This is a genomic window from Ahrensia kielensis DSM 5890, from assembly GCF_000374465.1.
Taxonomy (GTDB): Bacteria; Pseudomonadota; Alphaproteobacteria; order Rhizobiales; family Rhizobiaceae; genus Ahrensia; species Ahrensia kielensis.
The window spans coordinates 219,952-237,590 of record NZ_KB894529.1; the positions used below are offsets into that span (position 1 = coordinate 219,952).

At 47.3% G+C, this 17,639-nt stretch carries 14 protein-coding genes; 7 read left to right on the plus strand and 7 right to left on the minus strand.

The window, feature by feature from the left end; all coding sequences use genetic code 11:
- The first annotated feature begins 183 nt into the window (after window positions 1–183).
- Both C504_RS0107245 and C504_RS0107255 read left to right on the plus strand, forming a co-directional pair.
- On the plus strand, window positions 184–3,486 hold the full coding sequence (locus tag C504_RS0107245) for a PAS domain S-box protein (protein ID WP_018688658.1): 3,303 nt from the start codon (window positions 184–186) through the stop codon (window positions 3,484–3,486).
- Between the two features lie 332 nt (window positions 3,487–3,818).
- The gene (locus tag C504_RS0107255; protein WP_018688660.1) at window positions 3,819–5,705 is read left to right on the plus strand and encodes an AsmA family protein; all 1,887 of its coding nucleotides are present in this window, start codon (window positions 3,819–3,821) and stop codon (window positions 5,703–5,705) included.
- A gap of 75 nt (window positions 5,706–5,780) precedes the next feature.
- On the opposite strand, the gene C504_RS0107260 is transcribed toward C504_RS0107255, so the two are convergent.
- The 5 genes from C504_RS0107260 to C504_RS0107280 all read right to left on the minus strand — a co-directional run bounded on the left by C504_RS0107260 (window position 5,781) and on the right by C504_RS0107280 (window position 11,322).
- Window positions 5,781–6,590 (minus strand): ABC transporter permease, encoded by an 810-nt coding sequence (locus tag C504_RS0107260; protein ID WP_018688661.1) that lies wholly within the window; start codon window positions 6,588–6,590, stop codon window positions 5,781–5,783.
- Complete coding sequence (locus tag C504_RS0107265) at window positions 6,587–7,486, minus strand: ABC transporter permease subunit (protein WP_018688662.1); 900 nt, start codon at window positions 7,484–7,486, stop codon at window positions 6,587–6,589. The genes C504_RS0107260 and C504_RS0107265 overlap by 4 nt, the downstream gene beginning before the upstream one ends.
- Window positions 7,487–7,489: 3 nt before the next feature.
- Window positions 7,490–8,635 carry an ABC transporter ATP-binding protein gene (locus C504_RS0107270; protein WP_026317295.1) on the minus strand — a complete coding sequence of 382 codons (1,146 nt, stop codon included), beginning with the start codon at window positions 8,633–8,635 and terminating at the stop codon, window positions 7,490–7,492.
- 73 nt (window positions 8,636–8,708) lie between these two features.
- The gene (locus C504_RS0107275; RefSeq protein ID WP_018688664.1) at window positions 8,709–9,809 is read right to left on the minus strand and encodes a polyamine ABC transporter substrate-binding protein; all 1,101 of its coding nucleotides are present in this window, start codon (window positions 9,807–9,809) and stop codon (window positions 8,709–8,711) included.
- A 118-nt stretch (window positions 9,810–9,927) separates the two neighbouring features.
- On the minus strand, window positions 9,928–11,322 hold the full coding sequence (locus C504_RS0107280; RefSeq protein WP_018688665.1) for a glutamine synthetase family protein: 1,395 nt from the start codon (window positions 11,320–11,322) through the stop codon (window positions 9,928–9,930).
- A gap of 164 nt (window positions 11,323–11,486) precedes the next feature.
- Between C504_RS0107280 and C504_RS0107285 the strand changes: the two genes are divergently transcribed.
- Window positions 11,487–12,086, plus strand: coding sequence for a protein-methionine-sulfoxide reductase heme-binding subunit MsrQ (locus tag C504_RS0107285; protein ID WP_018688666.1), 600 nt, complete (start codon window positions 11,487–11,489; stop codon window positions 12,084–12,086).
- Window positions 12,087–12,095: 9 nt separating this feature from the next.
- Here C504_RS0107285 and C504_RS0107290 read toward each other — a convergent pair whose 3' ends face one another.
- Window positions 12,096–13,532 carry a helix-turn-helix domain-containing protein gene (locus C504_RS0107290; protein WP_018688667.1) on the minus strand — a complete coding sequence of 479 codons (1,437 nt, stop codon included), beginning with the start codon at window positions 13,530–13,532 and terminating at the stop codon, window positions 12,096–12,098.
- Window positions 13,533–13,795: 263 nt separating this feature from the next.
- On the opposite strand from C504_RS0107290, the gene C504_RS0107295 reads away from it, so the two are divergent.
- The 3 genes from C504_RS0107295 (at window position 13,796) to C504_RS0107305 (ending at window position 16,951) form a co-directional block, all read left to right on the plus strand.
- A complete protein-coding gene (locus tag C504_RS0107295; RefSeq protein ID WP_018688668.1) occupies window positions 13,796–14,044 on the plus strand; it encodes an SMc00767 family acetate metabolism repressor in 249 nt (82 codons plus the stop codon).
- Between the two features lie 164 nt (window positions 14,045–14,208).
- Window positions 14,209–15,660 (plus strand): glutamine synthetase family protein, encoded by a 1,452-nt coding sequence (locus tag C504_RS0107300; RefSeq protein ID WP_018688669.1) that lies wholly within the window; start codon window positions 14,209–14,211, stop codon window positions 15,658–15,660.
- Window positions 15,661–15,664: 4 nt separating this feature from the next.
- Complete coding sequence (locus tag C504_RS0107305) at window positions 15,665–16,951, plus strand: NAD(P)/FAD-dependent oxidoreductase (RefSeq protein WP_026317297.1); 1,287 nt, start codon at window positions 15,665–15,667, stop codon at window positions 16,949–16,951.
- Here C504_RS0107305 and C504_RS0107310 read toward each other — a convergent pair.
- A complete protein-coding gene (locus tag C504_RS0107310; RefSeq protein ID WP_018688671.1) occupies window positions 16,948–17,388 on the minus strand; it encodes a hypothetical protein in 441 nt (146 codons plus the stop codon). The two genes, C504_RS0107305 and C504_RS0107310, sit on opposite strands and share 4 nt — an antisense overlap.
- On the opposite strand from C504_RS0107310, the gene C504_RS18740 reads away from it, so the two are divergent.
- Entirely contained in the window at window positions 17,375–17,548 is a 174-nt protein-coding gene (locus C504_RS18740; RefSeq protein WP_018688672.1) for a hypothetical protein, read from the plus strand. The two genes, C504_RS0107310 and C504_RS18740, sit on opposite strands and share 14 nt — an antisense overlap.
- Window positions 17,549–17,639 lie beyond the last annotated feature (91 nt).

The following is a 17,639-nucleotide window of genomic DNA, read 5'->3' on the forward strand; positions in this document are numbered from 1 at the left end:
TTTCAGGATGCTAGCACATTAATATTGCGGTGCAAAATCCATTGCACCGCACAAACATTAACTAAACCCGCAATCAAAAGTGCGGTTATAACGATAAAACTGGACGATACGGGCATAATTTGGCTATTAAATATTTGTTAAGCTTCACATTGCAGGCCAAGATTACCGCGAATGAGTAAAGACATGTCACAGATTCCATTCATTGACATCGCCGTACAAGACGCGGTGCGCGACGCTATGCTTGACGGCAAGGCTGCGATAATCTTTGACCAATCCGTCGATACGATCATTTGGGCCAATGGCACAGCAGCAAAAATGTTTGGCTATGAGGCTATTGGTGAGTTTTTAGTTGCGGGAATTTTCCCGTTTAATACGACTCTACGCCAGTTAAAATCAGCTGCAGCGCGCAAACCACGCACACCGCAATCCATTCTGCTAAGAATCACCGCTGGTATGCGCAGCGACGCTCATCATGCGCAGTTGCATTTTATCTCGATTGACGGTGCCAATGAAGATGTCGCTCTTCTCACATTTGATCGTCAAAACAGCGGTGACCAAGATGCGCTACTGCTCGATGCGATAGCGGGACTTGAAGAAGATGGCGCTGGCGCTGCAATTCTGGGCGAAGATGGAAACATTCTTGTCTGCGGCCCGTTTTTTAAAACGCTGGATATTCCAACACTCGAACTTTTTGCATTGAGCGATGAGGTTCTTTCTGAGGAAGATCGCCTCGTTAAGCGTCTTGTGTTGCGCGGCGAAGGCAGAACTAAAATTGCTGTGGGAATTGGCAGGCTGAGCGAAGAACCTGTTCGCAATCTTTTGGTCGCGATGGAAACAGATATTGTGCAAACCGCGCAGCCACGCAAGGCAGAGCCGCCGCGCGTTATCGAAGAAATTCAGCCCCCTAGAATGCAAATAATTGAGTCTGCACCTCCGCTTATCGATCATGACAATGATGACGAAGACTTTGTGTTTGAAGATGCCTCGACTTCGAACGATGAAGACGATGATGAGAGCATTGTTAGTTTCGAACCCGCCATTGCGCCAACACATAAGAAGCAAGAAGGTTTCAAAGCCGATTTCGAAAGACGCCCTGTGCGCTTCGTCTGGAAAACAGATGTTGATGGTCGCTTTACAGAAGTTTCGGAAGACTTTGGCGGTGCTGTTGGCAACAATGCTGCCGATCTTGTTGGGCGCACCATGAAAGATGTTGCCAAAGTGTTTGAACTCGACACAGCTGGCGAGATTGAAGCATCGATGGAGCGCCGTGACACTTGGTCAGGCAAAACAGTCCTGTGGCCAGTTCAGTCCACAACTTTGCGCGTGCCTGTCGATCTGGCTGCACTGCCATATTATAATAGAAACCGAGAATTTGAAGGCTATCGCGGTTTCGGTATTGTGCGCTTAAGAGATTTTGTCGACGATCCAGAACAGCTTGGGTTGTCCCTTAGCCAAGTACATGTGCCTGAACCTATTGAAGATGACGTTAAGGCCAGCCCTCAGCCTATCGAAGAAGACGATAGCAACGCAGCAGACGAGGCTGCAGAGGATCTGTTTGGCGGTGAGCCGCCTGTTTTCCAGTCAGCCTCCATTAGCCCAATGCGCCGTGACAGCGACAAGGTCGTGCCGTTAGACAAGCATCGTAAAGAACGCAAAAAGATCGAAGGACTTGATGCGGGCGAAGCTGAAGCTTTTAAGAAAATAGGCGAAACGCTCGGCAAAAAAGCAGATTTGCCAAGTGTTGAAATTCAAGATCACCTTGTGGGTGACGACGATTCATCAAATACGCCGAGCCGCGAAGAGGATTTGCCTCTGCAGCAGGTGCAGCCGTTTATTTCAAACAATACGAAGAATATTGATCAGCAAGTTGAGTTTATTGAATTTGGTGATGAGGCCACAGCTTCTGTTGATGTTGATCAAAGTGCTGAATTAGAAGATTTCGATGAGCCAGCCGCTTATCAAGATGATGAAGCAGAGCAAAAACTTGCTGGTATCGGACCTGATGAGCTGAACGCTTTGCCGCTGCCGCTTTTGATTGTGCGCGGCGAAACAGCGCTTTATGGCAATGAAGCATTTGCGCGCATTACTGGTTTTAACAGTGTCGATAAGCTCAACGATATAGGCCTCAGCTCACTGTTTGCCGACGGCTATGAGAGTGCCGGTGACGAAAGCGCCGTTGCAAAAAGCTCCATCACTTTGGTTGCTGAAGATGGCCGTGAAATCACAACACGTGCGCACCTGCAAATCGTTCCTTGGCTTGGGCACAATGCTTTGATGTTCGCCTTCGAGCCTCTTGATGAACATGTTATAGATACGCCGCAAGACGCTAGCTCGGTCGAAAGTGTTTCAGTTACACTTCGCAGTACTGCATTTGATGAAGTCGCTGAGATGCGCGCAATATTAGACACCGCTACAGATGGTGTCGTGGTGATTGCGCAAGACGGCACGGTTCGTTCAATCAACAGCGCTGCATCAGCCTTATTCGGCTATTCTAACGAAGATGTCGCCGGTAAATCGTTCTCCATACTCTTTGCCAATGAGAGCCAGCGCGCGGCAATGGATTATCTAAATGGATTTTCTGATTACAGCGTCGCTAGTCTTCTAAATGAAGGCCGTGAAGTGCTCGCCCGTGAACGCAATGGCGGGTTTTTGCCTGTATTCATGACGATTGGAAAGTTGCCAACATCTAACGGATTTTGCGCTGTTATGCGTGACATCACATCGTGGAAGCAAACCGAACAAGCGCTGGAAGCAGCAAAACAAGAAGCCGAAAATGCTTCAAATATTAAGTCTGAGTTTCTTGCAAAAGTTAGCCATGAAATCCGCACGCCTCTTAATGCGATTATCGGATTTTCCGAGCTCATGAGCGAAGAGCGTTTTGGGCCGATTGGCAATGAGCGCTATAAAGAATATTTGGTTGATATCAATAAATCCGGTCGTCATGTTCTGGATATGGTCAATGACCTTTTGGATATTTCCAAAATCGAGGCTGGTGAGCAGGACCTCGAATTTGAAAGCGTCATACTCAACGAAACCGTCGCCGACGCGATTTCAATGATCCAACCTCAAGCAAACCGTAACCGAATTATTGTTCGCTCATCGTTAGAAAACAGACTGCCATCGGTTGTCGCTGATACGCGGTCGGTTAAACAAATCGTGCTCAATTTACTATCCAATGCAATCCGCTTCACACAGTCCGGTGGACAGGTTGTGGTGAGCACCAATTACACAGCGAGTGGCTCCGTCATATTACGCATCCGTGACACTGGTATTGGCATGTCTTCACGTGAAATAGAGACAGCGCTTAAGCCATTTCAGCAAATTGCGACCAGAGACAGAGAGCATGGCGATGGAACAGGCCTTGGCCTGCCGCTGACACGTGCCCTTGTTCATGCCAATCGCGCAGAATTCGAGATCGCTTCTGAACCTGGCCGCGGTACATCTATTGAGATAACATTTCCGCCAGAGCGTGTGCTTGCTGACTAAAGATCAAAAAAAAGCGCCGGCTGGCGGCGCTTAAAAATTAGTTTGCTGTAAAACGAGTAGCTTTGATAAAAGTGTGATGCACGTCTAAATTCTGTAAAAGCAGCATTGAGCTTCATCCGTTAACGGAAACTTACGAAACAAGGTTAACCTAGACTTTAGGAATTAAAACTTCCGTACACTGGTTAATTTCACAAACAAAATTCTGTTTTACGCATTAACTATGCGCTTTGCCTCTCCACAATTGTCGCATTTCACGTAATAAACGGTGCACATTTCACTTCCCATTATCGAAATGCTATGGCGCGCAACGGAATTTTGATACCAAGGCAATCATGGCACAAAAACTGAAACTTCCACTCATAGGAACGCTCGCCCTGCTGCTTATTTCGGTAGCTTGTATATTTGCGGCATTGCCTTGGCTTGTGTCATCCGACCTGATGCGCGGTGCCGTGCAAAGGGACTTAAGTAGCTTTGTTGGCAGACCCGTTATACTGGATGGGAGTTTAGAGCTCGACCTCTTTCCCTCGCCAAAAGCCAGAATTACAAATGTGCGCGTTCCAGCCAGAGGCAATGAGGGGGAAAATACGCTTACAATCAATCGCATTGAAGCAGACATCTCTTTACTCACCATTTTATCGCGAAACCCACATTTTACGGCCTATAAGTTAGATGGTCCTCAACTAACGCTTCAGCGCCGCGCAAATGGCACGTTCAATTGGCCTGATGTTTTAGGAAAGATCAGTGCAGCGACGCAGCAAGCCAAAGCTGCGCTTTCAGCAAGCAGGGAAACCCAAACTGATCTTGCTCAAAACACATCGACAAAAGATGTTGACCTGCTTCCTGAATATTTTCCAACGCGTATGGGGGTTGTTTCGTTTTCATCCGGCACAATTGTCATCGAAGATGAGATGACCATAGAGCCGATTAAGCTCACAGCATTGAACGGTTCAATTAACTGGAGTGATCTTGATGGTGCAGCAAGCACCAAGATCAGCGGCGTCTATAACGGACAACCAGTTAATCTTGAGGGGCAAGTTCAAAAGCCTTTGGCTTTATTAGCTGGTGATAAGAGCACTATCCGAATTCTTGGTGCCAGTGACTTGGGAAAGTTTAACTTTGAAGGCACGATAGGCTTTTTGAAAACCTTTTTTGCCGATGGCAAGATCCAAGTTTCTGCGCCTGCGCTTTCCCCATTAATGGAATGGTTGAACGGAGGGTTTAATCCAAACGGAAACATAGCAGAACTATCATTTATAGGCGGCATGCATGTCACCAATCGCAAGGCACGCTTTGATGCACTTGATATTCAGCTCAACAAGAACCTTGGAAAAGGTTTATTAGAGATAAGTTTTCCTAAAAATGAAAAGCCTCTAATCTCAGGTACATTTGACTTTTCAGCACTTAATCTAACTGATTTGATCGATGTGTTCATTGAAATTCCTGATGCTGGCTTGTCGTCATTGCAAGAGTCAGAATTCAAATTTCTCGATCAGATTCGCACTGATATTCGCATTTCTGCCGCTGCTGCAAATCTAAGCGGCATCTCACTGACGAACCTTGCTGCAACAGCACAAGTTGGTGATGAAACTGCGATATTTGACATTGGTGATGCGCAACTTTTTGGCGGCAACCTTCAATCGCAACTTCAAATTTCTCGCAAAAAGCCAAACGGCGGCACTGTGCAAATTAACATGAATGGCACACAAATTGACACGGCAAAGGCAGTTGAGATCATAGATATGCCTTCGATTATACCGTTGGGAAAAGCAGATTTTACATTTTCCAGTCAATCGAACATCGCGTCTTGGCGTCAAATGGCGCAAACTGTCGAGGGTAAAATCACCTTTAAAATGGCAAATGGCATCGCGCGGAGCTTTGCCGCTAGCACTCTTTTGAAGAGTGAGAATACAGGGCAGTTTTTCACATTATCCAATGATGAAAACCGGCAAGAGGCTTTCGAAAAGCTTGAGTTTTATGGACAATTATCAGACGGAGTTGTCACCATCCGTGACACAATAGCCACCTATTCTACTGGCTCAGTTCACTTCGAAGGCGTTGCTCCCTATCGCAGCAGCGGGATAGCTCTCACCGCCATAGCGACCCCTGCACAATCTGATACGCCAGATACTGATGCAAAGCGGTTTTTCATCGGTGGATCGTGGGATCGTGCCTTTGCGACGCCGCTCCTATCCACGGACTCATATGATTTACCTGAATGAATCTTTGACATGGTGAAGCGCTTAGCTGGGCATTGCCGATACCATGCTGGTAACTTTTATGCTTCGTCTACCGCGTTAAATATCCGCATCGGTGCGTGCATTATTCACCATTCTGCGTTTATTGATTAGACTTGCGATAATGACACCGGTCGCGACAAAGCCAATGAGAACCGTACACACAGCATTAATCTCTGGCGTAACACCCAAACGCACTTGGCTGAATATTTTCATCGGCAATGTGGTTGCGCCAGGGCCTGATGTAAAGCTTGCGATAACAAGGTCATCCAATGACAAAGTGAATGCGAGCATCCAGCCAGCGATAACGGCAGGCAAAATGACGGGCAGTGTTATTTTATAAAATGCCTCAAACGGTGTGCAGCCTAAATCCTGCGCGGCCTCTTCCAACGACATGTCATAGCTGACCAAGCGAGACTGGACGACGACAGCAACAAAGCACATTGAAAATGTGATGTGGGCAAGAGAGACAGTCCAGAAGCCACGTTCAAACCCTATAGAAACAAAAAGCAACAGCAGCGAAAGCCCTGTAATAACCTCTGGCATTACAAGCGGAGCATAGACCATTCCGGTAAACAATGTGCGGCCACGAAAGCGCGTATGGCGCACGAGGGTCAAAGCCGCCAATGTACCCAGAACCGTTGCAACAGTCGCCGATAATAGGCCAACGCGCGCCGTCACCCATGCAGCGTCCATAAGCCCCTGATTGGAAAGCATTTCGCTATACCAATGGGTTGAAAACCCACCCCAAACTGTCACCAGTTTTGAAGCATTAAACGAGTACACGATCAATAAAACGATCGGCAGATAAAGAAATGTGAAGCCGAATACGACAGACACAATATTGAAAGCAGACCAGTTCTTATTCATCGATTTGCCTCCGTTGCACGCGCTTGCGCGTTTTGGAACAGTACAATTGGCACAACCAATATAGCCAAAAGAATTATAGCGACTGTCGATGCAACTGGCCAATCGCGGTTATTGAAGAACTCGCTCCAAAGCGTTTTACCGATCATCAAGGTCTGTGAACCACCTAGCAATTCTGGAATAACAAACTCGCCGATTGCTGGAATGAACACAAGAAAACAGCCAGCTAATACGCCCGGCAGCGCTAGTCTTGCTGTAATCTTCCAAAAAGCGCCGATTGACGAACATCCAAGATCGCGCGCAGCCTCTACAAATGAATAATCCATCTTTTCTAGCGTCGCATAAATTGGAAGAACCATGAACGGCAAATAGGAATAGACGATGCCGATATAGACGGCGATTTCCGTATTATAAATGCGCAGCGGTGTGCTGATTATGCCTACGCTCATCAAAAATTGGTTCATGAGACCTTCAGGTTTCAAGATACCAATCCAAGCGTAAACGCGGATAAGAAAGCTCGTCCAGAATGGCAAGATAACAAGCATCAGCAAAATAGGACGGATCGTCATGGGTGAGCGGGCCATACCGTAGGCCAGCGGAAAACCAATCGCGAGCGTGAGCAATGTTGATATCAAAGCGATACGCAAACTCGACAGATAAGCATTTGTGTAAAGACTATCTTCAAACACGAACTGGAAATTATAGGTCGTGAATTGAGATACAGATTGCACAAAACCTTGCCAACCTTCGGACAGGTCAAACTGCGGCGCGAAGGGCGGCATGGCAAGAACAGGCTCTGAAAAAGCTACCCGTAAAACGATAAGGAACGGCAAAAGAAAAAGGATACATAACCAAAAGTAAGGCAGTCCGATTGTTATTCTTTTGAAAAAGCTTCCCATCGATTAACGCTCCAGCACGATGCCTGCATCGGGATCAAATGAAAGCCAAACACGATCCTCATACCCAATCGGATCATCGACCGTGCGCTTGGCATTGAGAACGGAAGCCCGCATGATCGTGCCGCTATCGAGTTTGACATTGAAGAGCGTCATATCGCCAAGGTAACCAATGTCCCAAATTTCGCCTTCGACAGCATTGGTTTGTTTCTCAGGTTTCTTACGCGATACTTTGATTTTTTCAGGGCGGATAGAAAACCATGCCATCTTATCTTTGGTCAGTGCCGACCTATCTGTTGTTACCGCTTCAATCGTGAATCCGTCATTACCAAGCAGCGTGGTCATCTTGTCTGTTTTTTCGACAACTTTACCTTCAAACGTATTCACAGTCCCGATAAAATCGGCAACGTAACGCGAGTTTGGCGCCTCGTAAATTTCAGCAGGCGTGCCCGTTTGAATAACGGTTCCTTTATCCATAACCGCAATGCGATCTGACATCGTCATGGCTTCTTCCTGATCATGCGTGACGATCATGAAAGTTAAGCCAAGATCCTGCTGTAAATCCATCAATTCAAACTGCGTTTCTTCACGTAGTTTTTTGTCCAATGCGCCGAGCGGCTCATCCAGCAATAAAAGTTTTGGCCGCAATACGACAGAGCGTGCCAATGCTACGCGTTGCCGCTGACCACCTGAAAGTTGATCTGGTTTACGCTTCGCAAATTCTTCCAGTTTGACTAATTTTAAAATCGCATCAACGCGCTCAGTAATTTGTGCTTTCGCAATGCCTGCCTGCTTTAAGCCGAAAGCGATGTTATCACGCACACTCATATGCGGAAAAAGAGCGTATGACTGAAACATCATATTTACTGGGCGCTTATGTGGCGGCACACCTTTGAGCGAAACGCCATCAAGAAATATCTCGCCAGAGCTTGGCTCTTCAAAGCCTGCCAACATGCGAAGCAATGTTGTCTTTCCGCAGCCAGATGGACCGAGCAAAGAGTAAAACTCACGCTCGTAAATATTGAGCGTCAGATTATCAACGGCAACAAAATCGCCGAATTTCTTGGTTACATTTTGAAATGAAATATACGGCTTGGCATCCGCATCAAGCCATGGAGTAAAACTGCGTCTGGTGGAACCAAGTGATTTCATGAATGGCACATCGGGTTTGAAAAAGGGCGCACTAAATGAAAAGCCTCGTACTGTCATTCGAGGCTTTCAAGTTTTATTGACCGGTAACGACTTTAGTCCATGCCCGTGTGTAAATTCGGTCTGTACGCTGATCGTTCGGCGAAACCGTGTAAAGACGCTGAACCGTTTCTTCACTTGGATAAATCGCAGGGTCGCCAATCACGTCCTCAGCCAAGAGTGGCTTAGAGGCAGCATTACCATTTGCGTAATAAACGTAATTCGAAGCCTTCGCCATAACATCTGGGCGCATGATGTAATTCAAGAACTCGTGCGCTTCTTCAACATTCTCAGCATCCGCAGGAATTGCCATATTATCGAACCACATCAAAGCGCCTTGCTTTGGAATGGCGTATTCGACCGTTACCCCAGCATCGGCTTCTGCTGCGCGGTCACGTGCCTGAAGCACATCACCAGACCAGCCAACGGCAAGGCAGATGTCACCATTGGCAAGCGCATTGATATATTCTGATGAATGGAACTTACGGATATTCGGGCGAATACTCGAAAGCAGTTCTTGTGCTGCATCGATATCAGCTGGTTCTTTAGAATCTGGGTCTTTACCGAGGTAATTAAGAGCAGCAGGAATAATCTCTGTGGGCGCATCGAGCATATAAATGCCGCAATCTTTAAGCTTTCCAGAAATTTCAGGGTTGAAAACCATATCCCAGCTATCAACGGTGTAATCTTCCCCAAGGATTTCTTTTACCTTATCGACATTATATCCAAGGCCTGTGGTTCCCCACATATAGTTGATCGCATAATCATTACCTGGATCATATTTTTCCATGCGTTCAGAAATCGCTGGATCCATATTCTTCAAATTATCGAGCTTTGACTTGTCGAGTTTTTGGAAAACTCCCGCTTGAATTTGACGCGCAAGAAATGTGCCGGTCGGAACAACCACATCATAACCTGTTTTGCCAGCAAGCAGCTTTGTTTCCAAAATTTCGTTGGAATCAAACACGTCATAAGTGATTTTGATGCCGGTTTCTTTTGTGAACTCCGTCAGGATTTCTTCATCAATATAATCTGACCAGTTATACACATTCACGGAGCGGTCTTGCGCAATGGCTGTGCTGGCTGCTGCAATCGAAATAAGTGCGACGGACGTCAAAAGCGTTTTTACGCGAACCATTTTATTCTCCCGATTTAAATAATGGGCTTTAAGCCCTCATCTTACAAAAAGACTATTTTGGAAATTACACATGCACAAGAGATTTTTATGCAAATGATTTGTGCAACTAGCTTAAATTTTAGAGGTAGGTTGATTGCTCCAATGGTGTGATTTCAGCCCAGAACGCCAGAATTTCAGCACGCTTTAAATGCTTGTAAATACGCGACAATTCAGGCCCTAATGCGCGATCAGCAAAATCACCACGCTGCATGAGAATCAATGCTTCATCCATATCATCAGGAAGTAGCTCTGCATTGTTATCATCATAAGCATTGCCGGTAATTTGCGGCGGCGGTGTTTCGAGCTTCTCAAGACCATCAAGCATCGCCTGCAACAGCGCACACAGCACAATATACGGGTTAGCATCGGCACCTGCTATGCGATGCTCAAGCCGTCTATTTTTTGATGTCGACGCAGGAATACGCAACGCAACAGACCTATTATTTTCAGCCCATACAGCGCGTGTTGGCGCATAAGAGCCCGGCTGAATTCGGCGAAAACCGTTCCAAGAATTGATAAACATCAACAGGCCTTGAGGCATCGTGCGAATAAGTTCGGCAATAGCACCGCCAAGCTTCTCCTTTGCATCATCAAACTTTTCTTCATCGAAGATGTTATTGCCTTCACCATCAAGAACAGACGCATGAATATGCATGCCGTTACCTGCATAATCAATAAACGGTTTGGCCATAAAAGTTGCTTGCAAACCGTGTTTGCGCGCAGAGCCAAAGACAATACGGCGCAGCATGATAACATCGTCGGCAGCTTTTAAAGGGTCGCAGCGGTGCTTGAGGTTAACTTCAAACTGGCCTGGTGCTGCCTCTTTGATTATTGTATCGATCGGAACCTTTTGAGCGTCGGCAGCTGCGCGAATATCATCAAATAATTCGGCATAATCTTCCAGATCATCCAAGCCATACATACGCTGGCGATCAGGACCGGCAGACGCGCCAACCGGCGTTGGCATCAATCCATCACCGCTTGTATTGGGTTCAAGAAAATAAAACTCGACCTCGAAAGCAACCACAGGATAAAGATCGCGCTGCGCCAATGCTTTCGTAATACGGGCAAGCGCATTACGGCAATCATAACGAAGTGGTTCGTCTTCGGGCGTGAAGGTGGTTAGTAAAACCTGCGCAGTTGAGCGGCTTGCCCAAGGCACAAGGCTCAAAGTGCCCGGAACAGCGCGGCAAAAGCCATCCATATCTCCGGTCTCAATATGAATGCCTGTCTCTTCAACTTCGCGGCCCCATATATCAAGGCCATGAATGGACATCGGAAAATTTACACCCTCTTCGAACGCTTTTTTCAAAGCATCTGCGGGCGCCCATTTCCCACGCATGACCCCATTGGGATCGACCATTAAAAACTCAACGGCCTGTAGATCAGGGTTTTCTTTTATAAAATTATTGTATTCTTCAATATCCGTTTTGGCGTCAAAACTGGCTTCTTCGCGCGGCGATAGATTACTCAATTAGGTTCACATTTTGCTGTTTTAGATATCTGATAGAGACGTACCCACGCCAACTTTGTCAATGGTCCATTACAAAAATGTAACGAGATTAAACAAAGCGTAACTCCAATTCGCACGCAAAACGCGTTATTTGATCGATAAATACTCAGATGCTGGAAACCAAAATGAACACGTTAAAACAACTCATAAAATCACCTTATTTTTTATGGCTTTTGCTGAGCATTCCAGCGATTCCGATGATTACTGGTTCTTTATCGGGTGATAATTTGGAACCTCTACTGCATCCAACGGGTGAGTTTGCTGCGCGCTTTATGATTGTTGCTATGATTGCGACGCCATTGCGTATGCTATTCCCAACGTCCAGCCTTCCGCTTTGGTTTGCTAAAAACCGCCGATATTTTGGTGTAGCCGCGGCTGGGTATGCCGCGCTGCATACTTTATTTTATGTTTTAGATTTGGGCAGCCTGCAGCGCATTTTAGCTGAAATTACAGAAACGGACATATGGACAGGCTGGCTTGCAATGGCAATTTTTGTACCGTTGGCGATCACCTCAAACGATGCTTCAATCAAATTTTTGAAACGACGCTGGAAAACATTGCAGCGCTTTGTTTATCCAGCAGCAATTTTAACTTTGGTCCACTGGCTTTTCGTTGCTAATGAGATTGGCGGTGCGCTTGTTCACTTCATTCCACTGGCAGCACTGGAAATCTATCGGATTTGGAAGGTTCAACAGAAGCGTGTTGCGCATCAAGTAAACGCTTAGGATCGCAAGTTACACAAAATCAAACGCCGATAAGCCAGCCGCCATTTCATCAAGTCCAAGCGGTTTCGTGACAGGCGCTTCCGCGCGCGCCAAACATCCAGCGCGCTCGCAGACCCTACAAGCTGGGCCAATAGAAATGGTCAGCATATCGCCCTCTTCCGTCAAGCCACCGGGCAATGCTGTGCCATAGATCACATCCTTTTTGTATTTAACATCGCAGCCAAGCAAAATCGCCGTGCGGCGTGTGCGTTCATTGAACGCCCCTTGAGGTCCCTCTAACGTGCGTGCGATCACCATGAACTGCGTGCCGTCTGGCATCTCAACTGCTTCTGTTAAAATCTGCGCTGGTTGAGAGAATGATGCATGCACAGGTAGTTTCGGACAATACCCACCAAACCGCGACTGCGGATATCCTTCTGCGCCAGCGCGTCTAAATTTATTACCCGCCTGATCAACCTCACTCATGAAGAAAGGAACACCAGCGGCATCCTTTCGGCCAAGCATCGTTATACGGTTCGCGGCCTGTTCAAAAGAAACGCTGAACCGCGCCCGCAAAACATCAATATCGTATTTTGACTTTTTACATGCCTGTAGAAAAGCGTCATAGGGCATCATTAATGCGTGAGCGGCATAGCGCGCCATTTCAAACCGCATAAGCCGTTTGGCTTCATCAGATGACAGTTTAAATTTCTGTATTTCTCCGGCAATCGCGACTTGCATGCGGACAAGCGATGCTTCCATCGCCACTTCACGCAATTGATCAAAGGGCGATAAGCGTTCAGATATAAACAACCGATTGGTGTGACGATCATAGCGGCGACGCCAATTGGGCATCGCTTTAACTGGCAGCACTTTCACGACAATACCGTGCTCGGCTGTCAGCCATTTCTTTAAAGCGCCGAGCAAGTCATCATCGGCTTTCAAAAGCTTATTAAAGGATTCGGCCTCTTCCTCAAGAGCAGGAAAATGGTTCGGTCTTTTTTCCAATGTGTCGCGCACCTCATCGGTAGGCAAGCGCGCTGCAGCTAAGCTTGTTTCATGCCCTTCACGCGCCAGAAGATCCGACAGATCACTCAAACGTGCCTGACTTTCGCTATAGGCGCGATAAAGTTTTTGAACAGCAACCGATACGTTCGGCGCGACTTCAGCAATTTCGATAAGCTCCTGATCGCCAGGCAATTCAGCGGCCAGCAATGGATCAGAGAAGATTTCTTTAAGCTGCGACAGGCTGGTATCATTCGAGCCTTGAAGCGCCTCCATATCTATTTTGTAAACAGAGGCAAGCTTGAGCAATAGCTGCACGGTGAGCGGGCGTTGATTTCGCTCAATGAGATTCAAATAGGACGGCGAGATATCCAAATCCTGAGCCATAGCCGTTTGGGTCAACTCCAACTGGTTACGAATGCGCCGAATACGCGGGCCAGCGAAAATCTTTTGTTCTGCCATCTTTAATCGCCTCTAATTAGCACCTCCATCATATTTACACTTTTTACAAATTGACAGATGTTTTTTGTCACAAAGCGTACATTGCAACGCGATAATTCCAGTAATTATACGATTTTACGTGCTTTTCCTCGCAAGTCCCTCCACATTCAAATGCACGCACTGTCACAATGACAAGTGTTTACAATACCGCTTCGAACTATTTGATAAGCCTATCAAACCGTTATCGAACTGGAAATTACGCAGTTTTTGAAAGGACAAGCGTTATGAATGCCCATGAACGGCCGAAGACCGGCGTTAAAGAACGCGCAGAAGAGCAATCATCTTCAATGGATGCAGATCAACAGGCTATGATCCGCATGGTCGCCAACGACCTGCACCGTTTGAACCAGTCCGTTATGAAAGCCGTAGAGGCTGGGGTTTCTGTTGAGCTTGTACGCTCTGCACGCCACCATGGCGGCGACGGAAACTGGGGCGACCTGCTTATTCCGGTCATCGTAACGCAAAGCAAATAACTGTCAGTTGAAACAAGGTTAGATCTCCAGCCTTATTAAAACTGCAAAAACCTCCCCAGAATTTTGGGGAGGTTTTTTGATTGATATTTACTACTAGGCTTGTTTGTATTTGCGCTTGGCTTGGCGCACGTTATAAACAACTGAAATCAAAACAATGGTGATTGATGGCCAAGCCCGTTAAAGCAGTTAAAAGTGCAGCAGAAAAAGCTATTGGCACGAAACAAAAACGCAAACAAATACCCGATTATATAAAAACGCCGCTCGGCGTTAAAAGTTGGGATGAAGCCGCTGAATGGCTGGCTTACCGGAACATTGAAGACATCGAGTGTATCACACCTGATCTAGCTGGCGTTCCACGTGGCAAAATGATGCCGACGAATAAATTTACGTCAAACACAGCGCTAGCGCTTCCCTCTGCACTGTTTCGCAAAACAATTTCGGGCGATTATCCCGAAGAGAGCGGCGATTTTCGGTATGATCCCAATGATGGTGATCTGAAATTAATGCCGGATCTTTCCACACTTTGTGCGGTTCCTTGGGAAAGCGACCCGACGGCTGCGGTCATTTGCGATCTTGTTGATCCAAATGGTGAGGCCGTAGGCTACACACCGCGCGCGGTGCTCAAACATGTTATTGCAGCCTATGCGGAAAAGGGCTGGACACCTGTTGTCGCGCCAGAAATCGAGTTTTATCTCGTCGCGCGCAATACCGACCCTGATTATCCCTTGCAGCCACCTACAGGGCGTTCAGGCAGACCTATTGCTGGCGGTCAGGCTTACTCTATTGCCGGCATTAATGAGTTCGATGAATTAATTGATGATATTTATCATTTTTCAGAAGCGCAGGGACTTGAGATCGATACGTTGATCCATGAGGAAGGCCCATCGCAGCTGGAAATCAATTTGCGCCACGGCGACCCACTTGCGCTTGCTGACCAAGTGTTCATGTTCAAGCGCACGCTGCGTGAAGCTGCCCTCAAGCATGATATGTATGCGACATTTATGGCTAAACCCATTCAAAGCGCTGCAGGCAGCGCAATGCACATCCACCAATCAGTGATCGACAGCAAAACAGGAGAAAATATTTTCTCCAACCCTGATGGAAGTGAAAGCGAACTTTTCCGCTCATTCATCGGCGGCATGCAACATTATATCCCCCGCGCTTTGGTTATGTTTGCCCCTTATGTGAATTCATATCGCCGTTTGGCACCCGATATGGCAGCGCCCGTTAACACCGCTTGGGGATATGACAACAGGACCACGGCATTTAGGATTCCGACATCGGATGCCCGTGCGCGCCGTGTTGAAAACCGCCTACCGGGCTCTGATGCAAACCCCTATCTTGCGCTGGCTGCATCATTGGCATGTGGCTATTTGGGTATGGTCAATGGCCTTGTGCCAACCGACCCGACATCGACCACAGCCAATGAAGGCGAGATTAGTTTGCCACGCGGTCTTCTCGAAGCGGTATCACTGATGGAAGAGGAAGAAGCTTTCGGATCAATTTTGGGCCGTGAGTTCATTGCAAACTATGCAGGCGTAAAACGCGGCGAGTTTGAAACTTTCATGCAGGTTATTAGTCCTTGGGAACGTGAATTCCTCTTGATGAATGTTTAATGAGATGACGTATCAAAGCCCTATTTCTCCAGGTTACTCTTGGTATGAAGCAACGGTTGGCGAACGGCCTGAATATCCTGTATTCAAAGGTGATCGAAGCTGCGATGTCGCGATCATCGGCGGCGGCTTTACCGGCCTTGGGGCAGCTGTTCATCTGGCGCAAGCTGGCCTGCGGGTTATTTTGCTTGAAGCGCACCGTTTTGGCGATGGCGCATCAGGGCGCAATGGCGGCCAGCTAAACACCGGACAACGCACCCACGCAGAAGACCACGAAAAAACATTAGGCTTTGAACGCGCCAAAGCGCTTTTTGATATTGCAGAAGAAGCAAAGCATCATCTTTTGTCTTTCGCAAAAGATAACAATATCGACATTGAATACCAGAAAGGCCACATGTCAGTGGCGCATAAGAAGCGCCTTGTAAAAGATTATGAAGCGTATCCAGCCACCATGGCTGAACGCTTTGGCTACAAGCACTTGCACTTCATGGACGCGGCAGAAACCGCCGAACGGCTCGGATCATCGCGCTATTTTGGCGGCAGTTATGACAGTGAAACCGGCCATATTCATCCGCTTAAACTTGTGGTCGGCACGGCACGTGTTGCAGCAGCGCATGGTGCAGAACTTTATGAAAACTCTAACGTTACTGAAATGCGCCATGAGGCTGGCAAGACGATTATCAAGACGGCTATGGGCCAAGTGACCGCAGACCGCGTTTTACTTGCTGTGAATGCTTACGGATCTGAAAAGCTGGAGCCGCAATCGGCAAGTCATGTCATGCCCATACGGTCATTCATTGGCGCAACTGTACCGCTTGGCGATGTAGACGTTTTGCGCGGCGGCGAGAGTGTCGATGATAGCCGCTTTGTTGTTCGTTATTTTCGCAAGAGCCAAGATGGCCGCCTCATATTCGGAGGCCGAGAGGCTTACACGGCAGACAATCCGAATGATATTTCCAAACATATCCGTAAACAGATTGAAGAAATCTATCCTGCGCTCAAAGATGTGGAAATTACCCAATCATGGGGCGGTTCAGTTGGCATTACAGTACCGCGTGAGCCTTTTGTGCGTGATGTCATGCCCGGCGTTACAGCCATTGGCGGTTATTGCGGCCACGGCGTTATGCTTTCGAACTTTACTGGCAAGCTTTATGCAGAGGCAATCACCGGCAACCGTGATCGACTTCAATATTTCCGCGATCTCAAAGTGCAAGCGTTTCCAGGCGGCCGACAATTTAGAAAACCGCTCCTGACCGCTGCTCTTACTTGGTTTGCAATGCTGGATAAGCTCTAAAACGGGTTCACATAATCGACAGCAGCCCAAACGCGGTCAACCAACCAACTGGCCGTATCTTGGCCTTTTGTTGCTATTCCGTTGGCAGCATCCGCAACGGGCTTTGTAACTTTAGCCACCGATTCCTTCACGCCAACGCGGAACCAGCCATCTTCTTCCGGCTCGGACAGGTCAACGGTTACAACCTCATGCGCGGCATCACTTGCATCAGTATCTTGGATTGCAGGGCGGCCAGCGAGTTCTGCAGGTGTTTTTAGATCACACTTTGCCATGATCATTGGATATTCTGCGCTCGCATGCTCTTCGAAAAGGCTCTCCGAAGCACGAAGGCAAGCAGCTTCTGAAACAAACTGCGCATTGTTCACCTCGATGGCTTCGCAGTTCTTCGCAGCGTCATCACAGCCCATGAGGCTAAGGATAATAATGGCAGATTTCATCGTATCGTTCCTGTTTGAAATCGCGATAGCTGTAAAACTTGGACAAAGCATGTCTCAATTCCGACAATTTCGCGGTAAAGCCAAATATTACTATTTAAACTGGCTTATAAAGTCGCAAATCATCATATTTGTGCGTGATCGCTGCAAAGCTGTGGACTAAGCACTCGACATTTCACAACTTTCGTCATACAGAACGTCAACTGAAAATGCGCACAAATGCGCCCACACATATGGCTTTGCATAATATATTG